The organism is Cupriavidus necator A5-1, assembly GCF_000744095.1.
Classification (GTDB): Bacteria; Pseudomonadota; Gammaproteobacteria; order Burkholderiales; family Burkholderiaceae; genus Cupriavidus; species Cupriavidus necator_A.
Genome location: NZ_JQLI01000001.1, coordinates 3,318,097 through 3,343,332 on the forward strand (window position 1 = coordinate 3,318,097; position 25,236 = coordinate 3,343,332).

Here is a 25,236-nt window from a genome sequence, read left to right on the forward strand (position 1 = left end):
AGCACAAGTCAATCCCAGGAGAACATCATCATGACGTCATGCAATGGAGCGACTGACGCCTTCGCAGGCAAGGTCGCGATCGTTACCGGCGCGGCCAGCGGCATCGGCCTGGCCACCACTGAACTGCTGTATGCCCAGGGCGCAAACGTTGTCGCCGTTGACCGCAACGCCAACGTCGAGGCGCTCGCCAGACCCGGCATCGTACCGCTCATGGCCGACGTTGCGCGCGAGGAAAGCGCGGTGCGAGCTGTGTCGACCGCTGTCGAACAGTTTGGCAAGCTCGATATCCTCGTCAACAACGCCGGGATCATCATCAACAAGCCCGTGGTCGAGATGTCGCTCGACGACTGGAACAGCATCCAGGCAGTCAACGCAACGGGCGCGTTCCTGTTCTCGCGCGAGGCGATGCGCGCGATGGTGTCGGCCGGGTCTGGCGCCATCGTCAATGTCGGCTCCTATGCCTGCTACCAGGCGTTTCCGCTCATCGCGGCCTATGCCGCCTCCAAGGGCGCACTGGCGCAATTGACGCGCGCGTTGTCGCTCGAAGCCATCGAGCACGGCATCCGCGTCAATGCGGTGGGCTCAGGCGACGTGGTGACCAACATCACCAACCACATCCATGCCGATGGGCAAGCGTTCCTGGCCGAACACGGCAAGAACGCTCCCATACGCCGCGCGGCCCAGCTGAGGAGATTGCAGAAGTGATTGCATTCCTGGCATCGGAAAAGGCCAGCTACATCGTCGGCGCGGTCGTGATGGCCGACGGCGGCATGAGCGTCGCGTTGCCTTGAGCGCGCGTAGTCAACATTCAAGGAAGTACCTCGACGTGTGGAAGGAGTCCTCTGAAGCCACGGACTTCGCCGCGTAATCGAGAGATAAGGGGGGGTGCCCCGGCATTGATGCCGGGGCACCGCTTAGCGGAAGGCATCACAACTAGCGAGCGCACAGCACCGGCAAAAATTTCGCTGTCGCCGGGCGCCAATTCGTCAGTCGTTCTCCGTCAGGAGAACAACCTTTCCTCGGACATGCCTTGTCAAGCTCCTGGCCATCGCCTGGCTTGCTTCCGTGAGGGAATAGACCGAATCAACGGTAGTGCGAAGCTTGCCCGATTCATACAAGGCAGCCATCTCGGAAAGCTGCTTGCCATCCGGGCGAGTGGCGAACCACTTGCCTTCTATTCCTCTGTCTCCGCCATGCTTGGTGTACGGTTGACTGACGGTCGAAACGAGGACCCCGCCGGGCCTGAGCACTGACCATGACCTGTCTTGCGTCTCCCCTCCAACAAGATCCAGGACCACGTCTGCATCCGACACCCTCCTCGCAAAATCCTCGGCGCTGTAGTCGATCACTTCGGCGGCACCAAGACTGCGCACATAGTCGAAGTTTGCGCTTGACGCTGTACCGATCACCTCAGCGCCTGCCAGGGCCGCCAACTGAACGGCGATGCTCCCCACGCCCCCTGCAGCGGCATGAATCAGAATCTTCTGCCCCGCGCGAAGGCCACCGTGCTCGAAAAGCGCTTGCCAAGCCGTGAGCGCGACGGCCGGGATTCCGCCCGCCTGCGCAAACGCAACATTCCTTGGCTTGCGGGCAAGTCGCTCCGCGTTGACCGCGGCGCGAGTCGCATAGCCACCGACAATTCCGATATAGCCCATGACTTCGTCACCCGGGACGAACGCCGTCACGTTGCGTCCCACAGCGACCACGGTCCCTGCAGCATCCACGCCAGGCGTAAACGGGAGCGGCAACGGGATCATGTTCCGCATCGCGCCGGTCACAATCTTCCAGTCGATTGGATTCACGGACGTAGAGGAGATGTCCATCAGGACTTCATTGTCGCCCGGGCGTGGATCGTCCACCTCGCGCAGCACCAAGGCTTCCGGGCCGCCGAATGCATCAACTTGAATGGCCTTCATCAAATGCTCCCTGCAGGAATTGCCGCAATCTCGGCATCCATCGCCACTGCGGCCTGGACTGGGTTGAAGTACTCGCGCAGGTGCGCAATCTTTCCATCTCTGGCGGCCAGGAAGACCACGTACTCCTGCTCATATGCGCGTCCTGTTGATCGGATCTGCCCTGTTGCCTTTACCACGCCGCTGGACTCTCGTGGATCGGCCAGCGCGGAGATCCACGCATCGTGGAAACGAAAATCGGACACCTCGCTGATGAACCACAAGGCATGCCTGACAACTGCTTCCCTGCCGACCAACCGGCCCGGGTGACCGAGGCTCGGCGCATACGGCAGTTCCCACACGACGTCGTCGGCAATCAGGTTCTGCCATTGCTGGTGGTCATCCACCAGCCATTTGAAATGCTGCTCCAGCAGCATTGCTGCGCTTCCCATGATGTTTCCCTTACGATTCGGCAGCCTTTCGGGCCTTTGCCAGCGAACGCCACTTCAGCGCAAGATCGCTGCCGAGATTCAGTTGGCGTGGACCAGCGGTATGGCTGTCGTCCGGCGACTGTCCAGAAGTCTTGCGTGTACGAAAGATAGACCAGCTATTCCACATTTATTAGGTGGTATAGACTTGATCCATTTTCAATCAAACGTTGAAGATGACATGGAGACCCTGGCCAACCTGGAAAGCTTCGTGAAGAGCGCGGAGGATGGCAGCTTTTCGGAAGCGGCACGGCGGCTTGCCCTGACGCCTGCGGCAGTCAGCCGCAATGTGGCAATGCTTGAGCGCAACCTCGGCGTCCGACTACTCCAGCGCTCCACTCGACGACTGACGCTGACAGAAGCCGGAGAGCGCTTCCTGCAGTCGATCGGCAGCAGTCTTGACGCGTTGCAGGCCGCTATTGCCGAAACATCTTCCGGAGCGTCCGAACCCGCTGGCGTACTCAAGGTGAGCTTAAGCCCGACCTTTGGCGCGGGACATATCCTTCCGCTTCTTCCGGAGTTCCTGAGCCGGTATCCGCGGATTCGCCCGGAGTGGCATTTCGATAATCGCCAGGTGGACCTGGTTCGGGAGGGTTATGACCTGGCCATTGGCGGCGGCTTCGAACTTGCACCGGGTATCGTGGCCAGAACGCTGGCGCCAGTCCACATCGTCGCCGTGGCATCGCCTGACTATTTGCACGGCCACAAGGCTCCGGCCACACCCTCCGACCTCGCTGGACTGCAAGGCATCGTCATGCGATCGCTTGATACCGGTCGCATTCGGCAGTGGACCATGCGTGACGGACGCGGGAAGGAGGTGGCAGCGCTAATGTCTGAAAACATCGTCGTGAACGATCCGTCGGCGATGCGCGAAGCTGCCCGCCTTGGACTTGGCGTAGCGCTGTTGGCGGTTCCTGACGTGCTGGCAGACCTGAAGACTGGTGCGCTTGTCCGGGTGCTTCCGCGCTGGTACGCGGAAGCGGGCGAAATATCTCTTTATTACGCCTCGCGGACCTTATTGCCAGCCAAGACCCGGGCCTTTGTCGACTTTGTGACCGAGATGTTCAGACGACAGAGACTTGCCGACCGCTTCTCGGCCACACACAGCAAACCACTGAACACTGCTAGCTGCGCAAGGCCAGGCGATTGATGATCCAACGATCAATACTTTGGCGTTGAATCGTCAATGTTCAGTGGACGGTCCGCTTTCTGAAGCGTACCCCACTGAAGCCGCACGGCCCCGGTCCGCCCGGGGCTGAGTCGGGCAAGCGCCTTAAGCCAGTTTCAGATTCACATTCTTGGTGTATGTGAACTCCAGCAGCTCGGCAAAGCATTCCTCACGCCCTATGCCCGACTGCTTCACGCCGCCGAAAGGCGCACCCATGAAGTGCTGGCTGGAGTTGTTGATCCACACATAGCCGGTGTGCATCCGTTTGGCGGCGCGATGCGCAGTGTTCAGGCTCTGCGTCCAGATCGAGCCCGTCAGGCCGAACTCCACGCCATTGACCTGCTCGAACAACGCGTCTTCGTCGCTCCACTTGAAAACCGACATGATGGGGCCGAACACTTCTTCCTGAGCCAAACGCATGTGCGGCTTCATGTCGGCGAACACGGTGGCTTCGTAGAAGAAGCCGTCCTTCAGTGCAGGGGCGTCCGGCTGCTTGCCACCGCACACCAACCGTCCGCCGTCTTCCAGACCCTTAGCCACATAGCCCAGCACTTTTTCCAGTTGCGCGCGGCTGACGAGCGAGCCCATCGTGGTCTCCGGGTCTGTCGGGATGCCGGGCTTGTGGCGCTCCGGCAGCAGCTGGACGACTTTCTCCAGTACCTGGTCATGGATGGACTCATGCAGAAAGACGCGGCTGGTGGAGCCGCAGCTCTGGCCCGACCAAGTGAAGTTCATACCTCCCAGGATGCCGTTCACGAGTTTGTCGAGATCGGCATCGGGGTAGGCGATCAGCGCGTTTTTGCCGCCAAGTTCCAGTAGGACGGGCTTGAGGTTGTCGGAAGCCGTCTTCATGACGGCACGGCCGGTGGGCACCCCGCCAATCAGCGTGATCTTGCGCACCAGCGGGTGCCGTGCCATGGCGTCGCCGCATTCACGACCGCCGCACAAAAAATTGGCCACGCCGAGCGGAAAGATTTCGCCCACCAGTTCGGCCAGCCGTAGGATGGACAGCGGCGCCTGGTCGGGCGACTTCACCACCACTGTGTTGCCGGCCGCCAGCGGCGCGGCAAGGCGCGCAGCGGCAAACATGAGTGGGTGGTTATACGCCACGATACGGGCGATAACGCCTAGCGGCTCCTGCATGGTGTAGTTCAGGTTGCCGTCGCCCATGGGGATGGTCTCCCCTTTGATTTCCGTGGCCAGGCCTGCGAAGTACTCCAGACAGTCGGCAGCAAAGGCCGCGTCCATGGCCAGAGCCGACACCGGATTGCCATTGTTGAGCGAATCCAGCAGCGCCAGCGGCTTGGCATGCTCGCGCAACACCGCGGCGGCCTTGCGAAGGTAGCGCCCCCGCTCGACGGGTGGCGTGGCGGCCCAGGCTGGAAAAGCGGCATGGGCCGCCTGCACCGCGGCGTCCACATCGGCCTCATCGGCAAGCGGCGCAGTGGTAATGGTCTCGTTGTAAGCCGGGTTGATGGTCTCGGCGTAGCCGCCCGCCTTGGGGGTGTGCCACGCACCGCCGTAGTACAGTTCGCGTCGCGTCGGCAAGACGCCGGGGGGAATTTCGTGTGCGCGCATAGGTTCTGTGTCCTCAACAATAGAAATGCCGGGCGCCGGAGCGCAATCAGTCCTTCGACCGCGTCAGGCCCGCCGTCATGGCCGGGCTGTAGCCGGTTTGCACCACCACGTCGACCACGACCGTCTCGCCCTTCTTGACTGCCGCGATGGCATCGGCCAGGATTTTCTCCAGTTCGGCGGCTTCCTCGACTGGGCCGATGCCGGTGAGCCCCTGGCCGCGCGCCATCATGGCGAGGTCGGGCGCTGGGTCGCTGATGCGCTGGCCTATCCAGCGGTTTTCAATCGGCCGCTTGCGCTGGCGCGCGACGCGCTCCTGGTGCACCTCGTCGTTGAAGAATGAACGGTTGTTACACACCACCATCAACATTGGGATGCGTGCATTGGCGGCCGTCCAGAGCGCGTTGACGCCCATCATGTAGTCACCGTCGCCGATCACCGCGACCGGTAGACGGTCGCTGCCTTTGAGGGCCAGCGCAGAGCCTATCGACATGCCGGGGCCCGAGCCGATGCCCCCGCCGCCGTCGTACCCCAGAAAGTCCAATGGGTGCCGGAAGTCCCACATCTCGCCGCTCCAGCTCAACGGCAGGCGCATCAGGCAAACCTCTTGCTCACCAACGGCGCGCTTTAAGGTGGCCGCCAGAGTGGTCACCGTAATGTTGCTACCGCCGGTGGCGCCTGGCACGGGCAGCGTCACTGAGACCGGGGGAAGCGGCCGTTTGGCGGGCGCCGGCGTCTCGCGCGGCTTGACGCGCTGGTTCAACAAGGCCACGGCCGGCTCAGGCTCGCACAACATGAAGACATCGACCGGCGGCAGGCCCTGGTGGTCCATGCTCCAGCCATTGTGGTTGTAGTGGTCCACGGAGACCTGGATGATCTTGCTGCCGACGGGCTTGTCGCCCCAGGCCTGCTTCAGCGTTCCTGAAAGATCCAGCCAGTCCAGGCTGAGCACCACGTCGGCTTCGCGCAAGACTTCCTGTGCATTAGCTGTGAGGAAGGCCCCGCTGGGCGCTGCGTGCAGCGGGTGGTCGGTCGGAAAGGCCGCGCCGACACGCAGGTCGGTCAGCACTTCAGCGTTCAGTGTTTCGGCCAGCTGGATGCGCTGCTCCCAGCCTTCGACGTCGCGCGACACGCGGCCCATCAGGATCACCGGGCGGCTGGCCTTTGACAGCAGCGCTGCCGCCTGCGCCACGATGTCATCCGAAGGCCGGGCCGGCGGCGGCGCGAGGTAGCGCGCCGGGTCGGGAATCGCCGGCCGCTCAGCCAGCCTGGATTCCTGCAGGGCCGCATCAAAACAGACGTAGACCGGGCCCTTGGGTGCGGTGGTGGCAATCTGCCGGGCCCGCAGAAGCGCTTCGTGCGCCGACGGAATCGAAGCCGGCTGCGCATCCCACTTGATAAAGTGACGCACCAGCGCGGCCTGGTCCTGCGCCGTATGAATCCAATCGATCCACGGTCGGCGCTTGTTCGCGTCGACCGGCCCGGTGGCACCGAGCACAATGACCGGCATGCGGTCCACCCAGGCATCGAAGATGGCCATGGAGCCGTGCATCAGCCCGACATTGCTGTGCACAATCGCCACCAGCGGCTTGCCGGTAACTTTGGTGTAGCCGTGCGCGATGGCCACCGCATGCTCTTCATGGAGCACCACCATCATCTGCGGCTTTTCATTGCCCAGGTGGTTCACGATACTGTCATGCAGGCCGCGAAAACTTGCGCCAGGATTGAGCAGCACATAGGGGATGTTCATAGCGCGCAGCATGTCGGCAATCGCGTCACTGGCCCAGACGGCTTCATCCGGTTCGGAAGGCGTGGGAATATCGCGGCGCACGGAGGGGCCGGAGGGAACGTTCATGGAAACTCCCAGGTGAAAATGAGAAGAAGAGAATTATTCGGGATTGATGTTTGCGGCCCTGATCACCTCTGCCCAGCGCTTCTGGTCGCTGGCGATCAGCCTGGTGAATTCGAGGGGCGTGCTGCTTTCCGCATAGATGCCCTGCTCGGCCAGCTTGCCCTGTACATCGGGCAGCGCCAACGAGCGGCGCAACTCAGCATTGAGCTTGCTGATGATGGCCGGTGGCGTCCTGGCTGGGGCAACCATGCCGATCCAGATATCGCTTTCGAAATTGGGAAGAGTCTCGGCAATCGTAGGCACCTTCGGCAGCAGCTCGACACGCTTCGCGCCACTGGTGCCAAGCGCGCGCAGCTTGCCGCTGCGGATGTGCGGCAGGGCTGAATTGATCGGGCAGAACATCATGTCCACATTGCCACCCAACAGATCCACCAGCGCGGGGGCCGAGCCTTTGTACGGAATCTGGGTGATGCGGGTTCCTGTCATGGACTTGAAGACTTCCGCTGCCATGTGCTGCGGGCTGCCCGAGCCGGCGGACGCATAAGAAAGCTTGTCGGGGTTGGCTTTGACCAGCGCGATCAATTCGGCAACCGAAGTTGCCGCCACCTTGCCTGGCGACACCACCAGCACCATGGGCACGCGACCCAGCAGGGTGATGCCCGTCAGGTCCCGGCTCACCTCAAACGGCAGCCTAGGATACAGAACCGGGTTAACCGCCACGGTCTGATTGGGTGCAACGGCGATGCTATAGCCGTCGCCTTCGGCCTTGGCTATGAAATCGGTGGCGATATTGCCTGCGGCACCCGGCTTGTTATCAACGATGACCGGCTGGCCGAAAGACTCGGACATTTTCTGCGCCAGGATGCGGGCAAGCACGTCATTGGATCCGCCGGGCGGGAGCGGCACAACGATGTGGATGGGCTTGGTCGGGTAGGTCTGAGCCGAGGCAGGTACGCCAATGATCACGGTGCAAAGGCAAAGGGAAAGCATCCCTGTGCCGGGATTGAATTTCATGTCTTGTCTCCTGTATTTACTGCGGGTGGGGCTCTGTCAGATTGCTGGCCCCTGTCGCGTTAGAGCGCGTGCAGTAAAGAAGTAGCAATCGCTCTTCCACGGTCACCGCATTCCGGCATTTGTTATCGTCAGTAGCGCCGTCGGCGGGCGTTTCCTGATTTCGTGATTCGTGCGTGACCTTTGTGAGCTCCTCTCGAAAAGCCTTTGCTTACGGTTCGAGAGCGATGTGGGCGCCAGCAATAGACGCGCCGGTGTTGGCAGCAAACGACAGGCACCGGCTCGCGCCCAGCTCCTCAGCGTCCGTCCACGGCGCCGGTGCGCTGCACGCGCTTTTTCCAAAGCGCCCATGGGCGTTCGATTTGTGTTTCGATATTCCGGCAAGCCGTGGCGGCTTCGTCCTGGCTGAGATACGTTACTTCGCCAAGCCGCATGGCGCCCACCTGTAGCTGCGCATTCACTTCGGCGTAGACCGCTCGGTAGACTGCGTGCTTGAGCGTAGGACCGACGACGGTGGATCCATGGCCTCGCATCAGAACAAACGACGCTTCGCCGAGCTTCTGCGCAAGCGCGGCGCCAAGGTTGCCATCGCGGATCAGCAGGTCGGTCGCGTCGCCGGCAGTTTCGCGAATCTCGAAGATCGGTGTTCCAGCGCCCAGGAAACCGCTCATATGGCAAACGGGCCTGAAAGGGGTGTTCTTGACGACGCTGAATGGAAGCACGGTAGGCGAGTGGCTGTGCACGATGGCGTGCACGTCGGGTCGGGCCCTGTAGATCTCGCCATGGATGAATCGCTCCAGGTAGATGGCGCGCCCCCCCGCGTTGACTGGAGACCCGTCCAGCTTGAACTCCACAATGTCGTCTGGCGTAACAGTGGCGGGTGCCATGTTCCTCGCCAGCAGGAACCGGCCTGGATCCTTGTCATGCCGGACGCTGACGTGGCCAAAGGCATCGACAATGCCCTGATCGAACAAGATGTGATTGGCGCACACCAGGTCTTCGATCAACGTGTCGCTTGCGGAGCCGGAAGGACAATCGAGATCTTCAGCGTAGTCGACGCTGCTGCCGGGATTGGTATGGGAGTTGCACATGGAGGGCCTAGTCTCAGGTTGGCGAGTGTGGTTCGATTCGCGTCCCGGGACATACGACGCCGCACTACTGCCCGGAACGTCGTTACAGCTTAGACTTGGGTTGATGATAGGTCTATTAGCTATTTAGGCCTTGATCCATACTTCGCTAACTATGATTTGAGATGCGCCTGCAGGGCGTTGTTTTGCGGCGCCGCGTCGCGGATAAACTGCAAGAGCGCTGCCTGAAAAGCGGAGAAGCGCTTATCTTCCCGGTACACCACGTAGGATGGAATCTTCATTGGCAAGTCGGGGCGATCAAGAACCACCAGGTCTCCGCGTGCCACATCGGCGCGGATCGAGGAAGCAAGCATGAAACTCAGCCCGATGTCCTGCCGGACCGCGTGCTTCATTGCTTCAGGATGCCCGAGCTCCAGCACGACCCTGCGGTTCTCGAGGCCATGCTTGCGCAGATGCGTGTCCTCCAGCTCACGCCTTGCCAGATTCCGTGGCGTGCTGATAAATGGCACCTGATAAAGGTCGACTTCCTTCGAGGGTTGTTTGACCCAGCGGCTATCCGGCGCGCATACCAGAAGAAGGTCTTCCTCCCACAGCGGAATCACCGTCAGCCCATCCAGATCTTGCTTTGCCGTCAGCAGGATTACCGCAAAATCGCAGCCCCCTATGCGCGTCGCGTCCACTGCCGCTTGCGGATTTGAAATCTGAACGGTCACCAGTCCGTTGGGGTGTTGCCGGTAGAAATCCGCTATCAGTGGCGGCAATGCATAGGAGCCAATCGACATCGACGTTGCCACGACCGCGTTTCCGGCACCCCCGCCCTCAAGTCCTGCGAGCTCCCGCTCGATCTCGCGCGTCCGCGTGATGACTTCGGTCGCCCAACGATAGACACGCTCTCCTGCTTCGGTCAGCGCGATGTTCCTGCCGGCACGCGCCACCAGGGCATACCCCAGCCGTGCCTCCATGCTGCGCAGGTGTGCAGTTACGACGGGTTGCGCAATGCACAGCCTGTCGGCTGCGCGCGTCACACTGCCGAGTTCCGCCACGGTGCAGAAAACTTCAAGTTTCTGGAAGGTGAGATATGGGTCGAATCCGCGCACGCGCCTCCTCCATCCATAGCTGGATTGCTATGTGATTACGGTATAAGAACTATTTGAAGATATGGATGAGGTTACCCACAATTGCAGCCACAAACAACATGGTGGCCTGGCATCAGGCCCTCGCAGGAGACAGCATGGACTGCATGACCTTTATCAATCGCGTTTCTTGCCGGCGCCACGGTAAGTCATGCCTTGCCTCGGAAAGGGCACCGTTGGCCAGGGTCGCAGCCGCCACGCTCGCGGCAATGCTCTGGTCGACCGTAGTCGTCCAGTCCGCCTTCGCGGCAGAAAACTTTCCCACCAGGCCGGTCCGCATTGTTGTGCCCTTTCCCGCCGGCGGCGGAACAGACAGCATTGCTCGCGTACTCGCAAAATCCTTCACGACGGATACAGGACAGCCTTTTGTTGTAGAAAACCGCGCCGGCGCGTCCGGGAACATCGGCCTCGATGCCATCGCGAAGTCGCAAGCAGACGGCTACACCATCGGCCTCACCACCAGCAATCTCACGATGAATGGTGCGCTGTACAAGCGGTTAGCCTTCGATCCACAGCGAGATTTCCAGCCGGTCTCGCTGATTGCCTCGTCCCCGCTCGTCATTGGTGTATCGAACACGCTTGGCATATCGGCATTGTCGGCCCTTCGCGCCAAAGCGAAAGCGTCTGGCCAGCCGCTCGCATATTCGTCGTGCGGAAACGGCACACCGCAGCATTTCGCCGGCGCCATGCTCGCCGCGGCGTGGAATGTACGCTTCGTCCATGTTCCCTACAAGGGCTGTGCGCCGGCATTGGTCGATGCGTTGGGCGGCCAGGTGCCCATCTTTATCAGCACGGTAGCCAATGCGCTTCCGTACAGCCGCGATCCCCGTATCGGCGTGCTGGCGGTCACCGGTCATGACCGCAGCAGGTACATTCCGGCGGTGCCATCAGCGTCGGAACAAGGCGTGACCAGCCTGGATATGCGCGTGTGGTTCGGGCTCATTGCCCCGAACGGCCTGCCTGAGCCAGTTCTGAAGAGACTGGTCGCGCTCACGTTGGCCGCGATGAAAAAGCCTGAGGTGCGCCAGATCCTCGAGGCCCAGGGATATGACGCGGTGGGCTCAGATCCGGCAACTTTTGCCGCGACGATCGCGACCGAAATCCCGTTCTGGAAGCAACTCGCGGCGAAGTACGCGATATCTCTCGAATAGAGCTTGCTTGCTGGCCGTTCCGGCAGCACAGAAACGTCAATCCACAAGTCATACATGGACCTGGGAGCCGACGCGGACATGCGCCGCACCGGCTGCCTCAGTGCGCCCACTCGCGCCGCGCTCACTGCGCGGCGCAGCGTTTTCCCACCCTGCGTGCAATAAGAAAATGGAGGATTCCATGAGAAGAACACTGTGCCTTGGCATGCTGCTGGCGACATCGGCCCAGCTTGCCGCCGCGCAATCGTCGGTTACGCTCTACGGCGTAGCCGACATCGGCCTCGAGTACCTCAGCAATGCCAATGCGCAAGGCGACAAACTGTTCCGGATGACCTCCGGCAATGTTTCCGGCTCGCGCTGGGGCCTGCGCGGCGTCGAGGACCTCGGTGGCGGCGCCAAGGCGGTCTATGTCCTGGAGAGCGGATTCGACCTCGACTCCGGCACCTCCAGCCAGGGCGGCCGGCTCTTCGGGCGGCAGGCCTTCGCCGGGCTGGAAAACCAGTGGGGCCGCGTCACCGTCGGGCGGCAGCAGAATGCACTGTATGACCTTCTGATCAACTATGAGCCAATGGTGCTGGCTGCGCACTACTCCGCGCTGATGATGGATCCCAACTTCGTCGGCCGCTACGACAACACTGCCAAGTACACGGGGAAGCTCGGGCCCGTGACCGCCGTCGCGCTGTACAGCTTTGCCAGGGGTACCACCATCACCAGCGGCGGCGCCAATTCGTTTGCCAGTGAAACCGCGGGCGACGTCAAGAGCGACCGCGCCTTCGGCGGCGGGCTGGAATACGCGAGCGGCCCCTTCGGCCTGACCCTGATCTATGATCAGCAGCAAGGCACGCGCGGCCTCACGGGCCAGAATTCTGGTCAGCGCGACCGCCGCCTTGCAGCCGCCGGCAACTTCAGCTTTGGCAGCTCCACGCTGTCGCCGGCTATCGCTGGTTCAGCGGCAATATCGGGCTGGCGGCGACCGCGCCAGGCCGCAGGAACGATGTTTATTGGCTGGGTTACCGCCTCCAAGCCACACCGGCCCTGACCCTCACAGCGGCCGGCTACTACTTTAATGACAAGCGCTCTGGCCAAGACCCGTGGAGCCTGGTGGGGTCAGCCAGCTATGCGCTGTCCAAACGCACCGACGCCTTCCTGACCATCGGCTATGCGCGCAACAGGGACAACGCCAATCTCGGTCTGAACGGCTTCGGCAGCACCATCACGGCCGGGCAGAACCAGACTGGAGTCACACTGAACCTTCGACATAAATTCTGACGGCGGCCCGGCCGCTCGCAAGCCCGATAAGTTACTTGAGCAGCCGTTGACTTAAGCTGATCACGACACCGAGTCCACCAATGACCGCAATCACGGAAAAGTGGTCAAGGTTTGCGAGAAGATTTGCCTGTTGAGCCAAGGACTGCGCGACCAGCGCCACGGCGACTCTGCCTGCGTCCGCTTGCCCGAGTACGGCCGACACCTGGCTTGCCAGGTGGTCAACAGCCTGGAGATAAGTGGAGTTGCCGGGATGGATATTTCTGGCCAGCGCGTCGTCGTGCACTGTCGACCGCCATTGCTGTCCGATTGTCGCCAGACTGAAGCGCCAGACCGATCTTCGCCAGCATATTTTTAGCTTGCTGGGCATGGGAGAACACCGTTTCGTCGTACTGGACATCCCTGAATGTCTGGATTGCAGCATTGGCCATGACAAACATCATGAAGACGCCGTTCAGAAGCAACGCCGGCAGGATATCCAGCCAGAGGTTGGCTGCCGGCGTGAGCCCGGACAGAAGCCAGCCGAATATCGCCAGCGCGCCGAATCCAATCACAAAGAATTTACGAGGACTCGGATACTTTGGCAGAAGTCGCGCCAGGATAAACCAGCTGACGAGAGCCGAGGACAAGCCCATTGCCTGAAACTGCCCAACCGTCTGCCATGGATACCCAAGTGTCCGTTGCAAGAACGGTCAGTCTCGCACCGGTGAGCGACCTTGGGCGGAGCTGGAAAGCTACCAGGACTCCAAAAAATGGGCGCACCTCTGAACACCCAGCCCCAGTAGTAACGACACGGCGTTCCGAAGCCATTGTTAATGTTCGAGATAGACAATCTAGCGGATCACCTTGGCTAGCCAACACAAAGTAAAACCGGATGTCGCTTGTCGAAAGGAAACTTCCAGTAGCTATACACATACGGCCGACCTGTGCCAGTACCTTTGCTGCTTAAGCCTGAAACGATTCCATCAACACCTGTACCGGCTGACCACCTTCCGGCGTGGCCAAGCTACCGGCAAGTTCTGCCATCAGCTGGTTGGTGCTCGTCAGCGTGACGCCACCACGCTCCATCCGGCGCAGGGCGATGTCGTCGGCCATCTTGCTCGGCGAGCCGCCTGCATCAGCGACCACCTGTACCTCGAAACCATCGCACACCAGGCTCCGCGCCGGATAGACCGTGCACACGTCGTTGGTGACGCCGGCAATGATCAGCTTCTTGCGCCCGGTCGCCTTGACGGCCGCGGCAAAATTCTCGTCGTCCATGGCATTGACGATGCCAAGCCGCTTGATTCGGGCGGCGAACTCGGTCGGCAGGATCGATTCCAACTCTTCCTGCAGCGGCCCCTGCGCGTGCTCCTCCATGCTGGAGGTCAGCACAACAGGCAGCTTCAGGATGCGAGCCGCCTACGCCAGCATCAGCGCATTGCGCTTCATCTCCTCGAAGGGGATGGAATGTACCCAGCCCATGGTGCCGACCTGATGGTCGATCAACAAAAGCGCGGCGTTATCTCCAGTGAATCGTTCGTAAGCCATGATGAGACTCCTTTGTAGTCAGGTGGCAGTGGAGTGCAGCGGCGGGCCGGCAAAAAGCATGACCTTGGCGCTGCCGTGGGGGGCTTGAAGCGTGATCGCGTGAGGCGTGTCCCGTGCGGGAAAAACAGGGAGCTTGAGATCGTTGTGCTCGAAGTTTTGGCCGTCCACCATCGCCGTGCCGAAAATCGGCATGACGAAGGCGCAATATCCGGCTGCGACGGGCACGGCCAGTTCGGCACCCTCCTCCAGCGAAATGTCGAGCATCGTCACTTCGGTCGGCGGGTTCAGTGGGGAACGTGCGTCTCCGAAGCTCCCCACGGGCACGCGCACCCTGGCGCCTGGCAACTGCATAACCGGCACGTCCTGCGGTTCCACGGTCAATGCGAAAGGCGCGATGCTCTGTCGCTCGGGGGCGAGGTTGACGAAGATTTGCAGCGAATGGACGGTCTTGCCGGTCTCGGCCGGTACTTCTTCGTGGACGATGCCGCTCCCTGCCGTCGCCCAGTGCAGGCCACCGGGCCGGATCAGGTTGTGGGTGCCGAGCGAGTCACGGTTGTTGATCCCGGTTTCCGAATCGAGGAACAGGTAGGACACCGCCGAGAAGCCGGCATGGGGATGCGGCGGAAAGGTCGGCGCGCTCATCCAGGCGTGATCGACCCCGATGAAGGGGTCGATCAGCGCGGCCACGCCACGCAGGCCATAGGCCCGGAAGTGGCTGCCGTGGTTGGCGCGCTGGAGTGGGGCAATGACGGACATGTTGGTGGCCTCAGGCAGCCTGGGCTTCGCTCAGGGTCGGGTAATCGGTGTAGCCCTGCGCGGTACCGCCGAAGAAACCATTGCGGTCCGCCTCATTCATCGGCGCGCTGTCCTTCAACCGGGCAACGAAATCCGGGTTCGCAAGAACCATCTGGCCGTAGGCTTCCAGGTCGGCCAGCCCCGATGCCAGGTCGGCCCCGATCTGCTCACGCAGGCGGCCCGGCCGGTTCAGGATCAGCGTGCCCTTCCAGAGCTTGCGGATATCGGCCAGCAGCGGTTCGTTGCCCTGCTGCATGATGTGCAGGTAGGCCAGCCCCAGCTTGTCGAGTTCGGCGATCAGGTAGCGGTAGAGATCCGGTCCTTCAGCGCCTTCGTCGATGCCCCACATCGTCGTGCCGGGCGACAGGCGGATGGCGGTGCGACCCGCGCCGATTTCCTCGGCAATCGCGGTGGCCACCTCGATGGCAAAGCGGGCGCGGTTCTCGATCGACCCGCCGTATTCGTCGGTGCGCGTGTTGGCACTCGGGGCGAAGAACTGTTGGATCAGGTAGGCGTTGGCACCGTGGATTTCGACGCCATCGGCACCGGCCTCGATCGCGCGGCGAGCCGCGTAGCGGAAATCCTGGACGGTCTGGCGCACGTCCTCGGTGGTCAGCGCGCGCGGCACGGGAATATCCTGCATGCCCTTGGCCGTGAACATCGGCGTGCCCGGCGCGATGGCCGAAGGCGCGACGCCCGGGCGATGATGCGGCGTGTTGTCGGGGTGCGACATGCGCCCGGCGTGCATGAGCTGGATGACGAGGTGGCCACCCCTGGCATGCACGGCATCGGTGGTCTCCTTCCAGCCCGCGACATGCGCGTCGGTGTAGATGCCCGGCGTGGTCAGGTAGCCCTGTCCATCGTCCGAGGGCTGGGTGCCTTCGGTGACGATCAGGCCAACGCTGGCGCGCTGCGCGTAATACTCGGCTGCCAGTTCTCCCGGCGTGCCGTCGTACTGGGCACGGCTGCGGGTCATCGGCGCCATGACCAGGCGGTTTTGCAAGGTGTAGCCGCCGACGCGGACGGGATCGAACAGTTTGCTCATGATGAAATGGCTTCCTCGGATTGGGATGGAAGCATCATCGCCCGCTTCTCACGCGGGATAAATATGGTAATTTGGGGAACATTGATCCACTGATGGAGCAGTGAACTGCGGAAAGGCATGGCCTTGTTCGTCAAGTTCCTGCGGGAGCACCTGGGGCAGTGATACCTCTCTCCGGAGGCGCTGACAGCGACCTACTATTGATACAATCAATTCGCCCACTCGACGCAACGATGAACAAGCTCTACTCACTGGACCTGAATCTCCTGCTGGTGTTTGATGCGATGCTCCGCGTCGGCAGCGTGTCCAGGACCGCAGAGGAGATGGGGCTGACCCAGCCTTCCACGAGCAACGCGCTCGCGCGCCTGCGGAATTTCTTCGGCGACCCGCTTTTCGTGCGTTCTGACGGTGCCATGAGGCCGACGCCGCTGGCCTTGCAAATGGCGGAACAGGTCCAGGAGGCGCTGGGACAACTCCGCCGGGCGATCGAGGACAAGCGGCACTTCGACCCGATGACCTCGTGTCGGCGTTTTTCCATCTGCATGAACGAGATGGGACAACGCGTCTTTTTGCCGAAGATCGTCACCCACTTTGCCGAGATCGCGCCGGGGGTAGACCTCGAGGCTATCGAAATGACATCGCAGCAGGCGCAGGCGGCGATGCCCAATGGCGACGTGGACCTTGTGATCGGCTATTTTTCAGATTTCGGGCCGAGCTTCTTCCGCCAGCGCGTGACGACAGGTCATTACGTCGCCGTTGCGCGCAAGGGGCATCCGGATATTGACGGGACCCTGACCCTGCCCGCCTACCTGAGCGCCGCGCACATTTCCTACGTGCCTGCACTCGGCAATCACGCCGCGCTGGAAGCGCTCCTCGCGGAAGAGTTCATGAAACACGGCGTGCGGCGCCGCGTCGCGTTGCGCGTAGCGAATTCGCTCGGCATCCCGAAGATCATCTCGAGCACCGACCTGATCATGACCGTACCGTCCGTGCTGGCGCAGGCGTTCTGCGAAACGGCCCCGGTGCAGGTCTTCGACCTGCCGTTCGATATTCCGCATATCGAGATATTCCAGTACTGGCACGCACGCTATCACCACGACCCCGCCAATCAGTGGCTGCGCGCCCAGTTCAAGAGCTTGTTTCCCGCCTGACACTCCGATCGGTATTGGCAGAATCAATGCTCTGCCGATGCTTGCAGGGCACATTTCCTCCTTAAGCCCGGCCTGATACCGGCGATTTCCGCCTCGCGCCTTCCGACTTCCCCCCCGGTATTCATTGCGCCAATAACTTACATTGACGCTACTGCATAGACGCACCGAGGGTCGCGCTCTAACCTCCCCTTCACATTCCGAAAGAAGGAGGAGACGCAATGAAGATATCTGAGCTGCGGCCGTCAGCGCGTGTGACGGCAGCGCCCAAATCCCCGATCGCAGTGGCCTGGGAGCTTTTGTCATGACCAGGCACACGATCACCCTGCTGCCCAGTGGCAACCAGTTCGAGTGCGACGACGGTGAGACGATCCTGAAGGCCGGCCTGGCTGCCGGCCTGCTCATGCCTTTCAGCTGCCGCTCTGGTGTCTGCAACACCTGCCGCGGCACCGTCAAGCACGGCAAGGTTGATTTCGGCAATGTCCACCCGACCTACCTCAGTGAAGACGACAAGCGTGCCGGCAAGGCGCTGCTGTGCTCGGCCAAGGCCATCGGCGACTGCAGCATCGAAGTCGGCGAGCTGGACCCCGCGGAAGCTTTCCCGGTGCGCCGTTTGCCGTGCCGCGTACTGCATCTCGAAAGGGTAGCGCCGGACGTCATGCTGATCACCGTCGGCCTGCCGCCCAACGAGCCAACCGTCTTCAAGGCGGGCCAGTACGTTGACTTCGTGCTCAAGGACGGCACGCGCCGCAGCTACTCGATCGCGACCGCCCCCGCCAGCGAAGGTGTAAGGCAGTTCGACCTGCACGTCCGCCTCGTTCCCGGTGGCCGCTTCACGGAACACGTGTTCAGCACGATGAGGCTGCGCGAAACTATGATGCTGGAAATGCCGCTCGGGTCCTTCTATTGGCGCGCACGCAGCGACAAACCGATGATCATGCTTGCTTCGGGCACCGGCTTCGCGCCGATCAAGTCCATCATCGACCACAGCATCGCGTGCGGAAACAAGCGTCCCATCACCCTCTACTGGGGGGGCCGCACACGTGCATGCATCTACATGGCGGCGCTTGCCGAGAAATGGGTCGCTGAGCACGACCACATCAAGTTCATTCCTGTCGTGAGTGACGCCACCCCGGAATGCAACTGGACTGGTCGCAGCGGATTCGTGCACGAGGCGGTCATGGAAGACTTCCCCGACATGTCCGACTATCAGGTGTATGCCTGCGGCGCGCCGCTCGTGGTCGATTCCGCCCGCCGCGATTTTACGGCGCGGTGCGGCCTTCCGGAAGGCGAGTTCTACGCCGATTCTTTCATCAACGAAGCAGACCGGCAGAAAGCCGCAGCTTGAGCTGACCGGCAATACTGAGGAGACAACACCATGGAAATCAACATCGAAGACGCCATTCCCGCGGACTTCACCGCGCCCGTCCCAGAGCGCAATTCGCACGTGAAGCCCTTCTGCCTGGGACATGGCACGCTGGAATGCTACAGCCTGAAGGCGTCCCGCAAGTTCTACGAGGAGTTCCTCGGCCTGGAGTGCCGCCGCCACGCCAAACCGTCGATGTCGGTTCGCCTGGGTATGCGCTTCCACATTGTGTGCGTGGAAGTCGGCGACGCGGTCCACCCCTGCAACGTGCTTAACCACTGGGGGCTGGACGTCAAGTCGCGCGAAAGCGTGGACGATGCCTACCAGGCGGCGCTCAAGTACAAAGACCAATACAAGATCCGCCAGGTGCTGGAACCGCACGAGCAGCACAGCGTGTACTCGTTCTACCTGGAAGACCTGGACCACAACTGGTGGGAGATCCAGTACTACCCGAACGGGTTCCAGCATGACGACTTCTTCGATTTCGGGGACCGATTCTCCGACGACGAAAAAGCCGACCTCAACGCGCTTCCTGAACTCAATATCTTCGGAAAGGCAGACTAAATGATCCAGCTCGTTACCTTCAAGGTGCCCGAGGGCGTGCGCACCGGCATGATGACCAACGGCAAAATTTACCAGTCCCGCGCCTACAACGACATGCTCGAAGTGCTCGCGGACTGGTCCAACGCTTGCACAAAGCTCGCGACGCTTGGCTCCAAACTGGCCGAGCGGGAAGACGTGAAGAATGCCGAACTGGTTGCGCCGCTTCCGGCGCCGCGGAACATCTATTTCGCGGGGGCGAACTACAAGGACCACGTCGAGGAAATGAGGGAGCGCCTCAAGCTCAATATCAACCCCGATCCGAAGGGCAGCGGTGAGAAGCCCTGGCACTCGCTCAAGGCGACCGGCTCGAGCGTGGTGGGTCCCGGCACCAGGGTGGCGCTGCCCGGCGGGTCGAAGATGCTCGACTGGGAGGTGGAACTGGCGGTCATCATCGGCAAGCCCGCAAAGGATGTGTCGCGGGACGAAGCGCTTGGCCATGTCGCTGGCTATACTGTTGCCAACGACCTGTCCGCTCGCGACCACATCTTCCGCCCCGAAGCGGCAGAGACCTCGCCCTTCCGCTATGACTGGATCGGTCAGAAGTCATTCGACGGTTCCTGCCCGATGGGCCCGGCCATCACGCCTGCGCAATTCATCGGCGACCCGATGAACCTGAGCATGAAGCTGTGGGTCAACGGCAGGCTCAAGCAGGATTCCAACACCAACCAGATGCTGTTCGACATCGCCGACCAGATCTCCCATCTGTCCTCGCGCGTGACGCTCCTCCCGGGCGACGTTGTCCTGACGGGTACGCCAGCCGGGGTTGGCATGCCGAACAGCGACTTCCTGAAGCCGGGCGATGTCGTCAAGCAGTGGATCGAAAACATTGGCGAGTTCGAGTTCACGATCGCATAAGCGGCATAAAGATTAGCGGGCCGCGCCGGCGCACCCCAGCGCCGGCGCTCCCATTATTGGAGAGGACTTTAAAGATGAATCAGAAGATCAGTCTCGGCATGGTGGAACTGAAGAAGGTAGCCGACGCTGCCCAGGCCTATGCCAGCACAAAACAGTGGGTCGTGACGATTGCCATCGTCGACGATGGAGGCCATCTGCAATGGCTGCAGCGTGCTGACGGTGCCCCGCCGGCGACCGCTTACATCGCAGCCGCCAAGGCCCGCACGGCGGCGATGGGCCAGCGTGAAAGCAAGTTCTATGAAGACATGGTCAATGCCGGCCGGCAGGCGTTCTTGTCGGCGCCCGGCCTGGATTGCCTGCTGGAAGGCGGCGTGCCGATCATGGTCAGCGGTAGCTGCGCTGGGGCGATCGGCGTGAGCGGCGTCCGCTCCAACGAAGACGCTGAAATCGCGCACGCTGGCATCGCTGCGCTCGCATAGCCCGTCTGCGCGGGCGGCCGGGTTGGCCCGCGCGGCAAGCGTCGATGCAGATAACGACGCAGTTTGCGCACACGTGTTTCTGCAATGAAAAAGGCCGGAAATGTTCTTGGAAACATTTCCGGCCTTTCCTCGTTCACGCGGCTCCTACGGGTGAGCGATCAAACGCCAAGATATCGCTCCCAGATCTCCGGGTGTTCACTCAGCTGTGCGCTGCTTCCTGTCCATCCGATCCGTCCGTTCTCGATGAAGTAGTGACGATCCGCGAGGTCAATCAGGTTCTGGACATACTTATCGATCACCAGGATCGACTGGCCTTCCTTCTTCACCTCGTGCAGGCAGCGCCAGATCTCCTGGCGGATCAGCGGCGCCAGCCCTTCGGTCGCCTCGTCGATCAGCAGCAGCCTGGCGTTGGTCAGCAGCGCCCGCGAAATGGCCAGCATCTGCTGCTCGCCGCCAGAGAGCTGGAAGCCCATGTTGTCCTTACGCCTTTCCAGGACCGGAAACAGCTTGTATATCCGCTGCAGGGTCCACTGGCCCCGGCGCGCGAACGCAACGAGGTTCTCGTATACCGTCAGGTTGGAAAAAATCCGGCGGCCTTCCGGCACCAGGCCGATCCCATTTCGACTGATGCGTTCCGGCGCCATCCCGGCCACCTCGCATCCGTTGAAGCGCACACTGCCGCGCCTCGGCCGTAGCAGGCCGGAGATGGCCTTGACGGTCGTGCTCTTGCCCATGCCGTTGCGGCCGAGCAGCGTCACCACTTCGCCTTCATCGATGAAGAGGTCGACACCGAACAGCACCTGGCTCGCGCCGTAGCCGGCCTCAACCGAGGTTAGTTCCAGCAGGCTCATATCACTCTCCCAGATAGGCACGTTTTACTTCCGCGCTGTACTTGACTTCGTCAGGTGACCCATTAAAGATCCGCTTCCCCGACACAAACACCGAGATCCGGTCGGACAGTCTGAAGACTGCGTCCATGTCGTGCTCGATCAGCAGGATGGACAGGTCCTTGCCCTTCAGGCTCTTGATGAAGTCGACAAACCAGGGCACCTGGTTCGGGGACAGGCCGGCCATCGGCTCATCAAGCAGCAGCAGGCGCGGCCTGAGCGCCAGTGCGAGCCCGATTTCCAGTTGGCGCTGCTGGCCATACGACAAGTGGCAGGCCAGGGTGTGAAGTTCGTCCGCCAACTGGATGCGGTGCGCAACCGAAACCACTTCGTCGCGCAGCTGTTCGACCAATGCCTTGCCAAAGAAGCGGAAGCTTGCCTTCAGCCGCGACTGAACGCTGATGGCGAGATTCTCGAATACCGAGAGATTGCGGAAAATGCTGGTGATCTGGTAAGAGCGCACCAGGCCCATGTCGGCGCGCTCGGCCATGCTCAGGCGTGTTATGTCGGTTCCGTAGAATGCAATGGATCCCTTATCCGGATGCAGACCGCCGGCGAGCTGCGATATGAACGTGGTCTTGCCTGCTCCGTTTGGCCCGATCAGCGCGTGGATCTGGTTGTCCGTGATGTCGAAGTCGACATGATCGGTGGCCATCAGTCCGCCAAAGCGCTTGACGAGGCCCCTTACCGATAAAACTTGCTCAGCCATTACCCACCTCGCTCGACGAACGGCGCTGCGCCGCATGCGGGACGCGGACGCGCCACCGCAGGCCGGTCAATCCTTCCGGCACACGCATGACAACCAGGATGACAAAGACGCCCATGGCGATCTGCCAGTACCTGGTCAGGTGTGGCAGCACTTCTTCCAGCACACAAAATACGATGGCACCTACAGCGCCACCCCAGAAGTTCACGCTGCCGCCGAGGATCACCATCATGAGCAGGTTGCCGGATTGCAGCCAGCTGAACAGGTTCGGACTGGCATAACTATTCTGGTTGGCCAGCAGTGCACCGGACAGCCCTGCCGCGGCACCGGCGATCGCGAACACCATCAGCTTGTACCTGTAGGTGCGGTAGCCGAGCGCTTGCATCCGGGTTTCGTTTTCCTTGATGCCTTTCATCACGCGCCCCAGCGGCGACCGGATCAGGAAGCGGAAGAACAGGTTCGCCAGGACCACGGTAGCGAGGACCACGTAATAGAACGTGACGTTGTCACCAGTATCGAGACCGAAGCCAAGCCTGGAGCGGTGCGCCATGTTGATGCCCTCGTCGCCACCGTACATCTTCAGCGATTCAAACAAATAGAACGTCATCTGGGCGAAGGCAAGCGTGATCATGATGAAGTAAGCGCCCTTCGTGCGCAGCGAGATCATGCCGATCACCACCGCCAGCAACGCCGACACCATGACGGCAATCGGCCAGGCGATCCACGCGGAATCCGTACCAGGCAGCAAGCCGACCGGTGCCGTCAGTTCCTTTGACAAGATGGCGACCACGAATGCGCCGGTGCCAAAGAAGGCGGCGTGACCAAAAGATACGAGGGCCAGCTCGCCGACCAGCAGTCGCAGGCTGGTTGCGGCCAGGGCCAGGATCAGCACACGCGTGGCGAAGCCGACGTAGAAGCTGCCGCCGAACGCCTCTGCCATCGCGGGGAAAGCGATCAGCAGGACGGCAAGCAGTGCCCAGGCAATGTGAGAATGAGCTTTCATGACAGCCTCAGCGCGAGAAAAGACCTTGCGGCCGCCAGTACAAGACCAGCGCCATGAGTAGATAGATCGATACGGCGGACAGCGTAGATGCCAGCGATTCGGCCAGCCCCTGGTCCGGCAAGCTGCGCAGCGCCATCGGAATCATCGCCCGGCCCAGCGCATCGACAATGCCGACGAGCACTGCGCCGGCAAGCGCACCCTGGACGGAACCGATGCCACCGATCACCACCACCACGAAGGCCAGGATCAGGATGCTCTCGCCCATGCCGACATTGATCGACAGCAAAGGACCGAGCAGGCCTCCGGCGATGGCGCACAGCGCCGCGCCGAGACCAAAGACGAGCGAGAACACAAGGTTGATATTCGCCCCCATGGCACAGGCCATCTCGCGGTCGGACGCGCCCGCCCGGATCCACATGCCCACTCGCGTCTTCTTGATGAGCAGCGCCAGCAGTGCGGCGATCAGCAGGCCGACGGCGATAATGAACAGCCGGAAGACCGGATATTCGAAGCTGCCGACGAGCGGCACGGACGCACTCAACGAGGCCGGCATGCTGGTCATGATCGGCTGCGCCCCCCAGATCTCCTGCACCGCCTGGTTGGCGATCAGGATGATGCCGAAGGTGACAAGCACCTGGGTAAGATGGTCCTTGTCATAGAGCCGGCGCAACAGGCTCATTTCGAGCAGGATGCCAATCGCCGCGGTCAGCGCCACGCCGCCGACCAGCCCTATCAGGAAGCTGTCCGTCTTCAGGGTCAGCGTGGCGACCAGATAGGCGCCGATCATGTACAGCGACCCATGCGCCAGATTGATCATGTTCATGATGCCGAACACGAGCGTCAGGCCCGCCGACAGCAGAAACAGCATGAGCCCGAACTGCACGCCGTTGAGGAGCTGTTCGAACAGAAAAACCAGCATGATGTACTCCTTCCAACCGTTACCCTATTTCGCCGCGAGCTTGCATTCGCCCACGTAGGGATCGCTCTGGTCGGCATATACCGGCGTGCTGCTGACGGTCTTGTTGGTCAGCTGGCCCTTCTCGTTCTTCACCACCTGGCGCAAGTAGATGTGCTGGGTCGCGTTCTGGTTTGAGGAGAACTTGAAGTAGCTGCGCACCGATTCGTACTTTGCCGACATGATCGCGTCGTGCAGTACCTTGTCATCCTTGTATTTGCCCTTGCTGTCGCGAATTGCAGCATCCAGCAGCAGTCCGACCTCATAGCCCTGCGAGGCGTAGCTCGACGCCGGTCGCTTGAATTCCTTCTCGAAATCCTCGACGAATTTCCTGTTGACCGCGTTGGGAAGGTCCGGGCTCCACTGGCTGGTGTTGTAGATGCCGACGGCTGCATCGCCGAGCGCAGGCAGGGTGTCCGCGTCGACGGCGAAGCCGGCAGTGACCAGGTCGATCTTCTTGTTCAGGCCGGCCTGGTTGAACTGCTTGACAAAATTGATCGCCATCGGCCCCCACAGTGCGAAGAAGACCGCGTCAGGTTTGGCGGCGCGGATCTGGCCGATTTCTACCGAGAAATCCAGCTGGCCCACCTTGTTGCGGGCGCGGCCTGCGATCTCGCCCTTGTATTCTTTCTCGAAGCCCTCGGCATGCTCGCGACCTGCTTGGTAGTTCGGCGCAATCACGAATATCCGCTTGTACCCCTTCTGGGTGGCGAAGCGGCCAGCGGCCTCGGACAGCGCGCTGGTATGCCAGGTAGGATTGAAGTAATAGTAATTGCACGAGGCCCCGGCGAGCTCCTTGGGGCCTGCGTTGGAATTGACGAAGAAGATCTTGTCCTTGAACGCCGTTGGTGCCACCGCCAGCATCACGTTGGTGAATGCCATGCCGGTGATGATGTCGACATTCTCGCTTTTGGCCATGCGCTCGTAGACCTGCTTGCCGGTATCCGGGTTGGCCTGGTCGTCGCCGTAGGCCACGACTGTGTCGACACCGCCCAGCTTGCCCCCCTTATGCTTGAGCGCGAGATTGAATCCGTCTTTCATGTCGGTCGACAGGGTCGACAGTGGTCCGGTGAGGGAACCGATGAAACCTATCCTGATTGGGTCAGCGGCCTGTGCAGTCGCCGTGCAGGACAGGGCGATGGCAGTGAAGGCAATCCATCTCTTTGCTTGAAGCATGTGCGTCTCCTCTTTGTGTACTTGTGGTCCGTCTATTCCCGGCGGCCACTGTGTGCAAAGCGCATTGCGT

General features: G+C 61.5%; 24 protein-coding genes and 2 pseudogenes. 10 read left to right on the top strand and 16 right to left on the bottom strand.

The genetic code is table 11. The features are described from left to right. The first annotated feature begins 30 nt into the window (after window positions 1-30). Window positions 31-791: pseudogene (locus tag K307_RS14765) on the top strand (SDR family NAD(P)-dependent oxidoreductase). A 195-nt stretch (window positions 792-986) separates the two neighbouring features. On the opposite strand, the gene K307_RS14770 reads toward K307_RS14765, so the two are convergent. Further along, window positions 987-1,916 (bottom strand): NADP-dependent oxidoreductase, encoded by a 930-nt coding sequence (locus tag K307_RS14770; protein ID WP_042879193.1) that lies wholly within the window; start codon window positions 1,914-1,916, stop codon window positions 987-989. Then, window positions 1,916-2,344, bottom strand: coding sequence for a nuclear transport factor 2 family protein (locus K307_RS14775; RefSeq protein ID WP_042879194.1), 429 nt, complete (start codon window positions 2,342-2,344; stop codon window positions 1,916-1,918). The genes K307_RS14770 and K307_RS14775 overlap by 1 nt, the downstream gene beginning before the upstream one ends. A 217-nt stretch (window positions 2,345-2,561) precedes the next feature. On the opposite strand from K307_RS14775, the gene K307_RS14780 reads away from it, so the two are divergent. Continuing rightward, the gene (locus K307_RS14780) at window positions 2,562-3,530 is read left to right on the top strand and encodes a LysR family transcriptional regulator (protein ID WP_051974892.1); all 969 of its coding nucleotides are present in this window, start codon (window positions 2,562-2,564) and stop codon (window positions 3,528-3,530) included. A 123-nt stretch (window positions 3,531-3,653) separates the two neighbouring features. Here K307_RS14780 and K307_RS14785 read toward each other — a convergent pair whose 3' ends face one another. The 5 genes from K307_RS14785 to K307_RS14805 form a co-directional block, all read right to left on the bottom strand. Then, the gene (locus tag K307_RS14785) at window positions 3,654-5,126 is read right to left on the bottom strand and encodes an aldehyde dehydrogenase family protein (protein WP_042879196.1); all 1,473 of its coding nucleotides are present in this window, start codon (window positions 5,124-5,126) and stop codon (window positions 3,654-3,656) included. A gap of 46 nt (window positions 5,127-5,172) precedes the next feature. Then, window positions 5,173-6,978, bottom strand: a complete 1,806-nt coding sequence (locus tag K307_RS14790) for a thiamine pyrophosphate-binding protein (RefSeq protein WP_051974893.1) — start codon at window positions 6,976-6,978, stop codon at window positions 5,173-5,175. 33 nt (window positions 6,979-7,011) lie between these two features. Next, the gene (locus tag K307_RS14795) at window positions 7,012-7,989 is read right to left on the bottom strand and encodes a Bug family tripartite tricarboxylate transporter substrate binding protein (RefSeq protein WP_042879198.1); all 978 of its coding nucleotides are present in this window, start codon (window positions 7,987-7,989) and stop codon (window positions 7,012-7,014) included. A 293-nt stretch (window positions 7,990-8,282) separates the two neighbouring features. Then, window positions 8,283-9,077, bottom strand: coding sequence for a class II aldolase/adducin family protein (locus K307_RS14800; protein WP_042879199.1), 795 nt, complete (start codon window positions 9,075-9,077; stop codon window positions 8,283-8,285). Window positions 9,078-9,226: 149 nt separating this feature from the next. After that, window positions 9,227-10,171, bottom strand: a complete 945-nt coding sequence (locus K307_RS14805; protein WP_042879200.1) for a LysR family transcriptional regulator — start codon at window positions 10,169-10,171, stop codon at window positions 9,227-9,229. Between the two features lie 134 nt (window positions 10,172-10,305). On the opposite strand from K307_RS14805, the gene K307_RS14810 reads away from it, so the two are divergent. The 3 genes from K307_RS14810 (at window position 10,306) to K307_RS50650 (ending at window position 12,624) form a co-directional block, all read left to right on the top strand. Beyond that, window positions 10,306-11,358 (top strand): tripartite tricarboxylate transporter substrate binding protein, encoded by a 1,053-nt coding sequence (locus K307_RS14810; protein ID WP_051974894.1) that lies wholly within the window; start codon window positions 10,306-10,308, stop codon window positions 11,356-11,358. 178 nt (window positions 11,359-11,536) lie between these two features. Beyond that, window positions 11,537-12,394: a porin gene (locus K307_RS14815; protein WP_329955869.1), complete on the top strand. Its 858-nt coding sequence runs from the start codon at window positions 11,537-11,539 to the stop codon at window positions 12,392-12,394. Beyond that, window positions 12,361-12,624 carry a porin gene (locus tag K307_RS50650; protein WP_329955916.1) on the top strand — a complete coding sequence of 88 codons (264 nt, stop codon included), beginning with the start codon at window positions 12,361-12,363 and terminating at the stop codon, window positions 12,622-12,624. Before K307_RS14815 ends, K307_RS50650 begins: the two co-directional genes overlap by 34 nt. A gap of 218 nt (window positions 12,625-12,842) precedes the next feature. On the opposite strand, the gene K307_RS44435 is transcribed toward K307_RS50650, so the two are convergent. From K307_RS44435 to K307_RS14835, 4 genes and pseudogenes are all read right to left on the bottom strand, one after another. Then, complete coding sequence (locus tag K307_RS44435; RefSeq protein WP_155301152.1) at window positions 12,843-13,250, bottom strand: hypothetical protein; 408 nt, start codon at window positions 13,248-13,250, stop codon at window positions 12,843-12,845. Window positions 13,251-13,566: 316 nt separating this feature from the next. Continuing rightward, a pseudogene (locus K307_RS14825) lies at window positions 13,567-14,151 on the bottom strand (isochorismatase family protein). Between the two features lie 18 nt (window positions 14,152-14,169). After that, the gene (locus tag K307_RS14830; RefSeq protein ID WP_042879201.1) at window positions 14,170-14,907 is read right to left on the bottom strand and encodes a pirin family protein; all 738 of its coding nucleotides are present in this window, start codon (window positions 14,905-14,907) and stop codon (window positions 14,170-14,172) included. A gap of 10 nt (window positions 14,908-14,917) precedes the next feature. After that, entirely contained in the window at window positions 14,918-15,991 is a 1,074-nt protein-coding gene (locus K307_RS14835; protein ID WP_042879202.1) for an alkene reductase, read from the bottom strand. Window positions 15,992-16,221: 230 nt separating this feature from the next. On the opposite strand from K307_RS14835, the gene K307_RS14840 reads away from it, so the two are divergent. The 5 genes from K307_RS14840 to K307_RS14860 all read left to right on the top strand — a co-directional run bounded on the left by K307_RS14840 (window position 16,222) and on the right by K307_RS14860 (window position 20,439). Beyond that, window positions 16,222-17,139: a LysR family transcriptional regulator gene (locus K307_RS14840; protein ID WP_042879203.1), complete on the top strand. Its 918-nt coding sequence runs from the start codon at window positions 16,222-16,224 to the stop codon at window positions 17,137-17,139. A gap of 301 nt (window positions 17,140-17,440) precedes the next feature. Continuing rightward, on the top strand, window positions 17,441-18,484 hold the full coding sequence (locus K307_RS14845; protein ID WP_042879205.1) for a CDP-6-deoxy-delta-3,4-glucoseen reductase: 1,044 nt from the start codon (window positions 17,441-17,443) through the stop codon (window positions 18,482-18,484). 30 nt (window positions 18,485-18,514) lie between these two features. After that, window positions 18,515-19,066: a VOC family protein gene (locus K307_RS14850; RefSeq protein WP_042879207.1), complete on the top strand. Its 552-nt coding sequence runs from the start codon at window positions 18,515-18,517 to the stop codon at window positions 19,064-19,066. Then, complete coding sequence (locus K307_RS14855) at window positions 19,067-19,960, top strand: fumarylacetoacetate hydrolase family protein (protein WP_042879209.1); 894 nt, start codon at window positions 19,067-19,069, stop codon at window positions 19,958-19,960. Between the two features lie 74 nt (window positions 19,961-20,034). Continuing rightward, window positions 20,035-20,439 (top strand): GlcG/HbpS family heme-binding protein, encoded by a 405-nt coding sequence (locus K307_RS14860; protein ID WP_042879211.1) that lies wholly within the window; start codon window positions 20,035-20,037, stop codon window positions 20,437-20,439. A 158-nt stretch (window positions 20,440-20,597) separates the two neighbouring features. On the opposite strand, the gene K307_RS14865 is transcribed toward K307_RS14860, so the two are convergent. The 5 genes from K307_RS14865 to K307_RS14885 are packed head-to-tail and all read right to left on the bottom strand — an operon-like array spanning window position 20,598 to window position 25,166. Then, window positions 20,598-21,290, bottom strand: coding sequence for an ABC transporter ATP-binding protein (locus tag K307_RS14865; RefSeq protein WP_042879213.1), 693 nt, complete (start codon window positions 21,288-21,290; stop codon window positions 20,598-20,600). A 1-nt stretch (window position 21,291) separates the two neighbouring features. Further along, entirely contained in the window at window positions 21,292-22,035 is a 744-nt protein-coding gene (locus K307_RS14870; RefSeq protein ID WP_042879215.1) for an ABC transporter ATP-binding protein, read from the bottom strand. Then, complete coding sequence (locus K307_RS14875; RefSeq protein ID WP_042879217.1) at window positions 22,028-23,035, bottom strand: branched-chain amino acid ABC transporter permease; 1,008 nt, start codon at window positions 23,033-23,035, stop codon at window positions 22,028-22,030. The genes K307_RS14870 and K307_RS14875 overlap by 8 nt, the downstream gene beginning before the upstream one ends. Before the next feature lie 7 nt (window positions 23,036-23,042). Next, the gene (locus K307_RS14880) at window positions 23,043-23,954 is read right to left on the bottom strand and encodes a branched-chain amino acid ABC transporter permease (RefSeq protein ID WP_042879218.1); all 912 of its coding nucleotides are present in this window, start codon (window positions 23,952-23,954) and stop codon (window positions 23,043-23,045) included. A gap of 24 nt (window positions 23,955-23,978) precedes the next feature. Further along, a complete protein-coding gene (locus tag K307_RS14885; RefSeq protein ID WP_042879220.1) occupies window positions 23,979-25,166 on the bottom strand; it encodes an ABC transporter substrate-binding protein in 1,188 nt (395 codons plus the stop codon). Window positions 25,167-25,236 lie beyond the last annotated feature (70 nt).

Excerpts from the sequence above, each read along its gene's own strand:
- K307_RS14870 (WP_042879215.1), bottom strand. The coding sequence starts at position 22,035 with ATGGCTGAGCAAGTTTTATCGGTAAGGGGCCTCGTCAAGCGCTTTGGC.
- K307_RS14835 (WP_042879202.1), bottom strand. The coding sequence starts at position 15,991 with ATGAGCAAACTGTTCGATCCCGTCCGCGTCGGCGGCTACACCTTGCAA.
- K307_RS14790 (WP_051974893.1), bottom strand. The coding sequence starts at position 6,978 with ATGAACGTTCCCTCCGGCCCCTCCGTGCGCCGCGATATTCCCACGCCT.
- K307_RS14775 (WP_042879194.1), bottom strand. The coding sequence starts at position 2,344 with ATGGGAAGCGCAGCAATGCTGCTGGAGCAGCATTTCAAATGGCTGGTG.
- K307_RS14815 (WP_329955869.1), top strand. The coding sequence starts at position 11,537 with ATGAGAAGAACACTGTGCCTTGGCATGCTGCTGGCGACATCGGCCCAG.
- K307_RS14810 (WP_051974894.1), top strand. The coding sequence starts at position 10,306 with ATGGACTGCATGACCTTTATCAATCGCGTTTCTTGCCGGCGCCACGGT.
- K307_RS14830 (WP_042879201.1), bottom strand. The coding sequence starts at position 14,907 with ATGTCCGTCATTGCCCCACTCCAGCGCGCCAACCACGGCAGCCACTTC.
- K307_RS14840 (WP_042879203.1), top strand. The coding sequence starts at position 16,222 with ATGAACAAGCTCTACTCACTGGACCTGAATCTCCTGCTGGTGTTTGAT.
- K307_RS14875 (WP_042879217.1), bottom strand. The coding sequence starts at position 23,035 with ATGAAAGCTCATTCTCACATTGCCTGGGCACTGCTTGCCGTCCTGCTG.
- K307_RS14850 (WP_042879207.1), top strand. The coding sequence starts at position 18,515 with ATGGAAATCAACATCGAAGACGCCATTCCCGCGGACTTCACCGCGCCC.
- K307_RS14785 (WP_042879196.1), bottom strand. The coding sequence starts at position 5,126 with ATGCGCGCACACGAAATTCCCCCCGGCGTCTTGCCGACGCGACGCGAA.
- K307_RS14780 (WP_051974892.1), top strand. The coding sequence starts at position 2,562 with ATGGAGACCCTGGCCAACCTGGAAAGCTTCGTGAAGAGCGCGGAGGAT.
- K307_RS14860 (WP_042879211.1), top strand. The coding sequence starts at position 20,035 with ATGAATCAGAAGATCAGTCTCGGCATGGTGGAACTGAAGAAGGTAGCC.
- K307_RS14795 (WP_042879198.1), bottom strand. The coding sequence starts at position 7,989 with ATGAAATTCAATCCCGGCACAGGGATGCTTTCCCTTTGCCTTTGCACC.
- K307_RS14845 (WP_042879205.1), top strand. The coding sequence starts at position 17,441 with ATGACCAGGCACACGATCACCCTGCTGCCCAGTGGCAACCAGTTCGAG.
- K307_RS14800 (WP_042879199.1), bottom strand. The coding sequence starts at position 9,077 with ATGTGCAACTCCCATACCAATCCCGGCAGCAGCGTCGACTACGCTGAA.
- K307_RS14770 (WP_042879193.1), bottom strand. The coding sequence starts at position 1,916 with ATGAAGGCCATTCAAGTTGATGCATTCGGCGGCCCGGAAGCCTTGGTG.
- K307_RS14855 (WP_042879209.1), top strand. The coding sequence starts at position 19,067 with ATGATCCAGCTCGTTACCTTCAAGGTGCCCGAGGGCGTGCGCACCGGC.
- K307_RS14885 (WP_042879220.1), bottom strand. The coding sequence starts at position 25,166 with ATGCTTCAAGCAAAGAGATGGATTGCCTTCACTGCCATCGCCCTGTCC.
- K307_RS14880 (WP_042879218.1), bottom strand. The coding sequence starts at position 23,954 with ATGCTGGTTTTTCTGTTCGAACAGCTCCTCAACGGCGTGCAGTTCGGG.
- K307_RS14865 (WP_042879213.1), bottom strand. The coding sequence starts at position 21,290 with ATGAGCCTGCTGGAACTAACCTCGGTTGAGGCCGGCTACGGCGCGAGC.